This is a genomic window from Chlorogloeopsis fritschii PCC 6912, assembly GCF_000317285.1.
Lineage (GTDB): Bacteria > Cyanobacteriota > Cyanobacteriia > Cyanobacteriales > Nostocaceae > Chlorogloeopsis > Chlorogloeopsis fritschii.
In genome coordinates this window covers 21,617-29,414 of the sequence record NZ_AJLN01000069.1, presented here as the reverse complement: position 1 = coordinate 29,414, position 7,798 = coordinate 21,617, and the positions used below count along the sequence as shown (strand labels likewise).

Below are 7,798 nucleotides of genomic sequence, written 5' to 3'. Positions count from 1 at the left end.
AGCAAGAAACTCCTGGAGCGCAAAATTCTGGCTCAAACGCTGGTGGTTAGAAAATCAACAACTCCCCACTTAATTTAGCAATCTGAGTTGAATTGTGAGAAAGTTAATTCTATTCGCCTAATCGTTTCTGAACTTTATTCTTGATTTTCTTCTGGTTTAGGCAATAAATATGTGGAATAAGTTAAATCTTGAGTGTCTTCCGATTGTTTTATCCAAGGTGTGGTAGGAGTATTTGAATCTTCTAAAAATAGAGTACTTGGTAATGATTCTTCTCCTAATAAAAAGTTTCTGTCTTCAGAAAGAATTAATTTGTTTATTGCCCCAAGTACCTCTAATGCAGATTGATAACGCTGTTGAAAATCTTCTAATACCATTTTAGAAATAATCTCAGCTAAAGCATGACTAATATGTGCTTTATCGCTCCATTTCAATTCACCATTTGCATCTGTTTCTAACTCGTGAGGAGAGATACCAGTTAAAGCTTTAATGGCAATCATGCCAACTGCATAAATATCACTACTATATTGGGGGCGCCCAAAACGTTGCTCACTTGGTGCGTAACCTTTAGTGCCAATACCAATAGTAAATGCGGTTTGCTCTGGAGCTTCTAACTGTTGTATGGCTACTTCTTTGACAGCTCCAAAATCAATCAGTACTAACTTACCGTCTGAGTCTCGTCGGATGATATTACCAGGTTTAATATCCCGGTGAATTACGCCGTGTTGGTGGACAAATGTTAATGTTTGCAATAAGTCTTGTAAAATCTCGATTGTATCAGTTTCCGAAATTCTTTTACCTGGAAGCAGTTCTTGACTGAGAGCATGACCAACTATATACTCTTGGACTAAATAAAATTCTTCTTCTTCTTCAAAATAAGCTAATAGTTGAGGAATTTGGCTGTGGTTGCCCAATTTTTGCAGCGTTTGAGCTTCTGAATAAAATAATCGTCTGGCAACTTGCAACTGCTCAAATTTCGAGTTAGCTGGTTTTAGTTGTTTGACAACGCACAGAGGATTACCCGGAAGTTGGGTATCTTCGGCAATGTAGGTTTCGCTAAATCCTCCTGCACCAAGAACTTTAAGTATTTTGTAACGCCCGCCCAGAATTTTACCCGATAATGCTACATCAAGTTGTTGGAGCAAGTCTTGAAATTCATCTTGATTGATAATTTCTTGGACAACAGCAGAAGATTTATATTTGTTGAAAATAACCAGTAATTGCTGTTTTCTGATAGTTTCCCTAACTACTTCTGTTCCTAAATATAATATTCCAATCGCTGCGATCGCTAAAACCGGAATAGCAGTAGGAAATATAATATGGCTAGAAACAAATAATGCATAACTTATTACTATCCAGCTCATTGCCAGAACAGTGCTATAGAAAAATCTACTTATACCTCGCTTGCATTTAACAACTATGACACTACATCCGCCCACTAAAAACAGTACAAAAACACCGCGCCAAAATTGACTCTTAATTGCTTCGGCAATACTTTTACCTTCCATTAAAGTTGCGATCGCATTGGCGTGAATTTCTACCCCTGACATCTGTTCTGGATACAACCAGCTAGAAGCAGCAGGCACTGAATAGTAATCCTTAGTTAGCTGGGCTGTTGCCCCAATCAGTACAATTTTGTCTTTGAATACCTTTCCTTTCTGTAAATAAGTATTCCAGTTTTCTGGATCGAATACGTGCCAAAAAGGAATCGTTTCAAATGTACCTGCACTGCCATAAAAATAAATGCGATCGCCTTTTGGTTGAGAATAATTAATTTGGGATGCCCTTAAAACAATTTCATCAAAGGAAAGCATTTTTTCTGTTGGCATCCAACCCTGTTTTTCTGCTAGCAATTTAGGAAATTCGCTAGCTAATCGGTGAACTTTGTTATCTACCTCTTTGGGAAAATTAACCGAGCCAATTGATACCGAACCTGTGCGAAATATCTGCTGAGGTTGTGTCAATTGCCAAAAGGTGCCTTGATGCGTTTCAAAATTTTCGTAGAGAGCGGCTAAAGAAACTTTATTACCATAACGTTGTAGTACTTTTTGCAATTGGCGATCGTCTTGTTCTCCGTAACTACTTGGCATATCGAACACAACATCCACCGCTACATGACGCGCTCCTGCCCGTACTAATTTCTCAATCACCTGAGCATATGCGGCACGTTGAAAAGGAAAGGCTTTAAGTGGTTCTAAGTAGGCATAAGCTTGCGGATCTGTGTGATAGTGATATTCCGGCTCTGATATCGACTGCTCGTCAATTGCCAAAATTATCATGTTCTCTGGAGGAGCGACAGAACCCCGTAAGATAAAAAAACTAGAATAGACTTGATTTTCAATTAATTGCACCCAGCCTAAACTAGAAGCTGTTAGTAGTGCAGAACCTACGACGGCAGCACCAGCAACCAGATCGCCTAAACGTGCTATTAACTTTGACTGACGTAACGATGTTGTCAAAGACGCTTTTGTTGGTTTATTAGAAAATTGGTTGGCAGTAGAGACATCTTTTTTGGTTAATGTATATTTAGGTTCTTCTGCCATATCCTATTCCTGAATCATTTATGTACTATGCTTTTATTTATTTACCCACTCTTTTAGAGCAATAAAGTTGAATAAGGCTTAAATGGAAATCTTATACATTTGTAAACTATCCTTTATTATTAAGCAAAATTGCGTTATTTCAGCTTTGAAAAGCTTTATCCTGCCATTTAGACATTACCTAAGTTCTTACTTAACTTAGCTCCTGAGAGTATTTTTGCAAAGATAGATGAATCGCAGCGAGATGTTACTACCAAGGTTAAGCTGTTATCGCAGCCAATCAGTACACCCCAAAATTTCTTTGGGTAAATTTCCTGTAGGTTATACATATAAACATCACGCGCATCTTGTAGAATACTTTGTCTCCCCAAAGGAATATTCCCAGCCTTAAATTCTACTTGAAGCTTATTCCATACCATTTTAGGAGTAAACTTGATCGGTATACAGCTGTTAAAAGCTTTTACTCAGTCAAGTTTATTGGTAAATTTTGACTACAGGGTACAATCAATCGCGCTAAATGTGAAAAGGTTAAGCACCAAATGAAGGTTAACATCAATGTTTAAGTCTAGTTTCTACTTTCACAAGAGGTTATATAAAAGCTATATATGTCAACACAATTTATAGGTAATGGCAAATTTGCTATTTTATAATTGCTATAATCTATTGTTCACTCTAAATTCTTCTTTATCTATCTATTAGGTGTAAATTTCTATGGGTTCCTCGATGAATCGTCTGTCTATTTTTGTAGACGGAAACAATATGTTCTATGCTCAACAAAAAAATGGCTGGTTTTTTGATCCAAGGCGAGTCTTAGAATACTTCAAATACGAACAGTCAGACACAACCTTAATTAATGCATTCTGGTACACTGGCTTAAAAGACCCACAAGATCAGCGAGGTTTCAGAGATGCTCTAATTAGTCTTGGATATACAGTTAGAACTAAAATTCTTAAAGAATACTATGATGATGCTTCTGGTCGTTACTCGCAAAAAGCGAATTTAGATATTGAAATAGTTGTAGATATGTTTAATACAGTAGATCAGTACGACCGAGTTGTTTTATTTAGTGGAGATGGAGACTTTGAAAGAGCTATAGAGCTATTACGTTCTAAAAATACTCATATTACAGTAGTATCAACAGAAGGAATGATAGCAAGGGAATTGCGTAATGCTACGGATAGATATATAGATTTAAATGATATTCGAGATCAAATAGAAAAAACAGATGCATAGTAATTTTGACAGTTATTTACATATTTAAAAGTAAAAAGTTAGGTTGAAGTATTTTAAGCGATAAATAAAAACTAAACAACGAGTGACAAATGAAAACTAAATCAGAACGCATAATTATTTTCGATACCACACTTAGAGATGGCGAACAATGTCCGGGAGCAACTCTAAATATCGATGAAAAGCTAACGATCGCTAAACAACTAGCACGTTTGGGTGTAGATGTAATCGAAGCTGGTTTTGCCTTTGCCAGCCCAGGAGATTTTGAGGCAGTTAACAAAATAGCTCAAACTGTAGGAACAGAAAATGGCCCGATAATTTGCAGTTTGGCACGAGCACGGCAAGAAGATATTAAAGCTGCTGCTGAAGCGATAAAACCAGCAGCAAAAGGACGAATTCACACTTTTATCGCTACTTCAGATATTCACCTCAAATACAAGCTCAAAAGAACTAGACAAGAAGTGTTGGCGATCGCCCAAGAAATGGTAGCTTATGCGAAACAATTCACCAATGATGTCGAATTTTCTCCTGAAGATGCCGGGCGATCCGATCCAGAATTCCTCTACGAGGTTTTAGAGCGAGCAATTGCTGCTGGAGCCACAACAGTTAATATTCCCGACACCGTTGGTTACACTACTCCCAGTGAATTTGGAGCACTAATTAAAGGAATCAAAGAAAACGTTCCTAATATCGACAAAGCAATTATTTCCGTTCACGGACATAATGATTTAGGCATGGCAGTTGCTAACTTCTTGGAAGCAGTTAAAAATGGTGCCAGACAGTTGGAATGCACTATCAACGGTATCGGCGAGCGAGCAGGAAATGCAGCACTAGAAGAATTAGTAATGGCTTTGTACGTGCGGCGTCAATATTTTAATCCTTTCTTGGGACGCCCGGTGGATTCGGAAGAGCCTTTAACAAATATTGATACCAAGCAGATTTATAGAACTTCTCGTCTGGTTTCCAACTTGACAGGAATGCTGGTACAACCCAACAAAGCTATTGTTGGTGCCAATGCCTTTGCCCACGAGTCGGGAATTCACCAAGATGGTGTGCTCAAAAACAAGCTCACCTATGAAATTATGGACGCCCGATTAATCGGTTTGACAGAAAACCAAATTGTTTTAGGCAAACATTCCGGCAGAAATGCCTTCCGCACCCGCTTGCGCGAATTAGGCTATGAACTGACAGAAACTGAATTAAATCAAGCATTTGTCAGGTTCAAAGAAATAGCAGATAAAAAGAAAGAAATTACAGATTGGGATTTACAAGCAATTGTTAACGACGAAATTCAACAAGCTCCCGATCTATTTAAATTAGAGTTGGTGCAAGTATCCTGTGGTAGCAACGCTAAACCCACCGCCACAGTCACTCTGTGTACTCCAGAAGGCGAAGAATTAATGGATGCTGCTATTGGCACCGGGCCAGTAGATGCTGTATACAAGGCTATTAACCGTGTTGTCAATGTACCCAACCAGTTGATTGAGTTTTCCGTGCAGTCAGTAACAGCTGGAATTGATGCGATCGGGGAAGTAACTATCCGTTTAAAATACGAGGATAGGGTATTTTCCGGTCATGCTGCAAACACTGATATCATCGTGGCGTCAGCCCAGGCATATGTTAATGCCTTGAATAGATTGTATGCTTGGTTGCAAAATCAATCTAAGCAAGAGCAAGTAACTGCTTAGTTAAGCCCAAAAAGAGCTTGCCCCAACTCCTTCACAGAATCTAGGGGCGAACAATCATTCTCAATTTTTTCTCATTACCATGAAGAGCATGGTGATGAAAACTGTGAGGCAGAGCCTCAATCAATGCTTTCCCAGGCTGGAGCTTGGGAAAGAGAAAAGCTCTAATCTAGGATGGTGCGTTGCGCTTTAGCTTGAGGGTGAACATAAATTTGCCTATAGCAATCCTAAATCATTCATAAAACTCTTTCTTCCTTTTTTCTTCGTGTACTTTGTGCACTTTGTGGTTTGTTCTTCCAAACATTTTTTACAAATTAGATAGGACTGTTATATCATTCATAAAACTTTTCTTTTTAGAAAGCATAAAGGATGAAGTTTTACAAATATCACGCTCTTGGAAATGACTATTTAGTTTTAGCCCCTGAAGATTTATCTTGTCCCCTCACCCCAGAGCTAATTAAAGTAATTTGCCATCGTAATTTCGGAATTGGAGCTGATGGTATATTATTGGGGCCATTCCCATCTCAAACAGCCCAGTTTGGATTACGTATTTATAATCCTGATGGCAGTGAAGCGGAAAAGAGTGGCAATGGATTGCGGATATTTTCTCGCTACTTATGGGATAAGAAACTTGTTGGCGAACAACCATTCTCAATTCAAACCTTAGGCGGATTAGTTCAATCGGTGGTAAAAGACGCTGGGAAAACTGTTCAGGTAGAAATGGGAAAAGTTAGTTTTTGGAGCGATGAAATCCCAATTGTAGGCGATCGCCGAGAAGTAATTCAAGAGGAGATACATTGTGGCGATCGCACGTTTTCCTTCTGTGCTGCCACAATTGGGAATCCACATTGTGTCATTTCTCTACCCGAAATTACGCCAGCGATCGCAAAAAAATACGGGCAACTTTTAGAAGTTCATCCATTCTTTCCAAATCGTACCAATGTTCAGTTCATGAAAGTTCTGAACCGAAACAGTATTCAAATTGAAATATGGGAGCGGGGTGCTGGTTACACCTTAGCATCAGGTAGTAGCAGCAGTGCAGCAGCGGCTGTGGCACATAAACTTGGTTTGTGTGATTCCTCAATTATCGTGCAAATGCCTGGTGGTTTGATTTCGATAGAAATCAACGATGATTTTATGATTTCAATGAGAGGTTCTGTGACAAAAGTAGCTAAAGGAGAAATGTCAGCAGAATTGTTTGATAACTAAGTAGAACAATTAATCTCTCTTTTTACTCTTGATATAATTTGGTGCAGAGTGGGGCTACCAGCGCTATTTTGTTCAGCCTTTTTTAGCCAAGTTTTCACCTGTTCTTCATTACCCAAAAAGTAATCTGCTTTAGCAATATAACAACAACTAATTGCTATATCAATAGTATCATTACCTGCTTCCGTCAAAGGTAAAAGCATTTCTTTACCTTCATTGTACCTACCTAATTCTACCAGAATAGAACCTCTAGTTCCTCGTACAGTTTTGATATCATTAGCTAATAACAGTGCTTGTTCTGACCATTTATTAGCTTGTTGTAGATATTTCTTTTCTCCATGATTTATAACAATAGAAGCTAAAATATCGATAATATAAACTTTATCTCTTTGAATAAAATCAGGATTATTTAAAAGCAACTCAAGTAATTCAATCGCATCATCAAAATTTTGTCTATTAATTTGAGCTTGGGCTTTAAATAGTATCTGTAAACTTTTTAAATCATTATTGAAGAAATTTTCTGAAGAATTATCTTGTTTGGATGCATATCTTGATAATCCTAACAATTTTTGAATAAATTGCTGATTGCTTTTAGTCAAAGCGTCTATTACTTGTTTACCGTCACTTCCAACTGTGATACCGTACTGTCTAGCTTCTAATGGTAAAATATTAAAAATAAATAATAAAATTTCTATCTGAGCTAAAAAATTTATATTTTCTATATAACTTAAATCAACTAAATTGTAACTATAGTATTCATAAATTTTAGTAAGTATGAGAAAAAGAATCAAATGAACAATTGGGCCACCTAAGTACATAAGTATAAGCTTAAGTTTAAGCCATTGTAGTTCTAAATTAGATATGTAAGTTATACCGCCACCAGGAATACTTGCAAACTCAATTACAGAATTAAATAGCTTGAATTGCAAGATTTTTCTGCCCATTCCTATTTTGACAAGATATGGATTAAAACCTACTATCTTAGCCGTAACAAAATGTCCCATCTCATGGCAGAAAATTGAAAAATAAAGCCATATCAAAAGAATTAAAATAAATTCTATTTGCATATATAATTGTAATTTTGGTATAAAGACACTATTCCTTTAATAGTGTTCCCAACCAATCAATGCTTCTTATCAG

General features: G+C 37.3%; 6 protein-coding genes. 3 read left to right on the top strand and 3 right to left on the bottom strand.

The genetic code is table 11. The annotated features are described in order from the left end of the window. Window positions 1–134: 134 nt before the first annotated feature. Together UYC_RS0112895 and UYC_RS0112890 are read right to left on the bottom strand one after the other, a co-directional pair. Window positions 135–2,540 carry a CHASE2 domain-containing protein gene (locus tag UYC_RS0112895; RefSeq protein WP_016876248.1) on the bottom strand — a complete coding sequence of 802 codons (2,406 nt, stop codon included), beginning with the start codon at window positions 2,538–2,540 and terminating at the stop codon, window positions 135–137. Between the two features lie 167 nt (window positions 2,541–2,707). After that, entirely contained in the window at window positions 2,708–2,956 is a 249-nt protein-coding gene (locus UYC_RS0112890) for a hypothetical protein (protein WP_016876247.1), read from the bottom strand. 292 nt (window positions 2,957–3,248) lie between these two features. Between UYC_RS0112890 and UYC_RS0112885 the strand changes: the two genes are divergently transcribed. The 3 genes from UYC_RS0112885 (at window position 3,249) to dapF (ending at window position 6,661) form a co-directional block, all read left to right on the top strand. Continuing rightward, window positions 3,249–3,770 carry a LabA-like NYN domain-containing protein gene (locus UYC_RS0112885; RefSeq protein WP_016876246.1) on the top strand — a complete coding sequence of 174 codons (522 nt, stop codon included), beginning with the start codon at window positions 3,249–3,251 and terminating at the stop codon, window positions 3,768–3,770. An 89-nt stretch (window positions 3,771–3,859) separates the two neighbouring features. Continuing rightward, window positions 3,860–5,455, top strand: coding sequence for a 2-isopropylmalate synthase (locus UYC_RS0112880; protein WP_016876245.1), 1,596 nt, complete (start codon window positions 3,860–3,862; stop codon window positions 5,453–5,455). A 366-nt stretch (window positions 5,456–5,821) separates the two neighbouring features. Next, window positions 5,822–6,661: a diaminopimelate epimerase gene (gene dapF, locus UYC_RS0112875; RefSeq protein WP_016876244.1), complete on the top strand. Its 840-nt coding sequence runs from the start codon at window positions 5,822–5,824 to the stop codon at window positions 6,659–6,661. Here dapF and UYC_RS0112870 read toward each other — a convergent pair. Next, window positions 6,658–7,725, bottom strand: coding sequence for a M50 family metallopeptidase (locus UYC_RS0112870; RefSeq protein ID WP_016876243.1), 1,068 nt, complete (start codon window positions 7,723–7,725; stop codon window positions 6,658–6,660). The two genes, dapF and UYC_RS0112870, sit on opposite strands and share 4 nt — an antisense overlap. Between the last annotated feature and the right edge of the window lie 73 nt (window positions 7,726–7,798).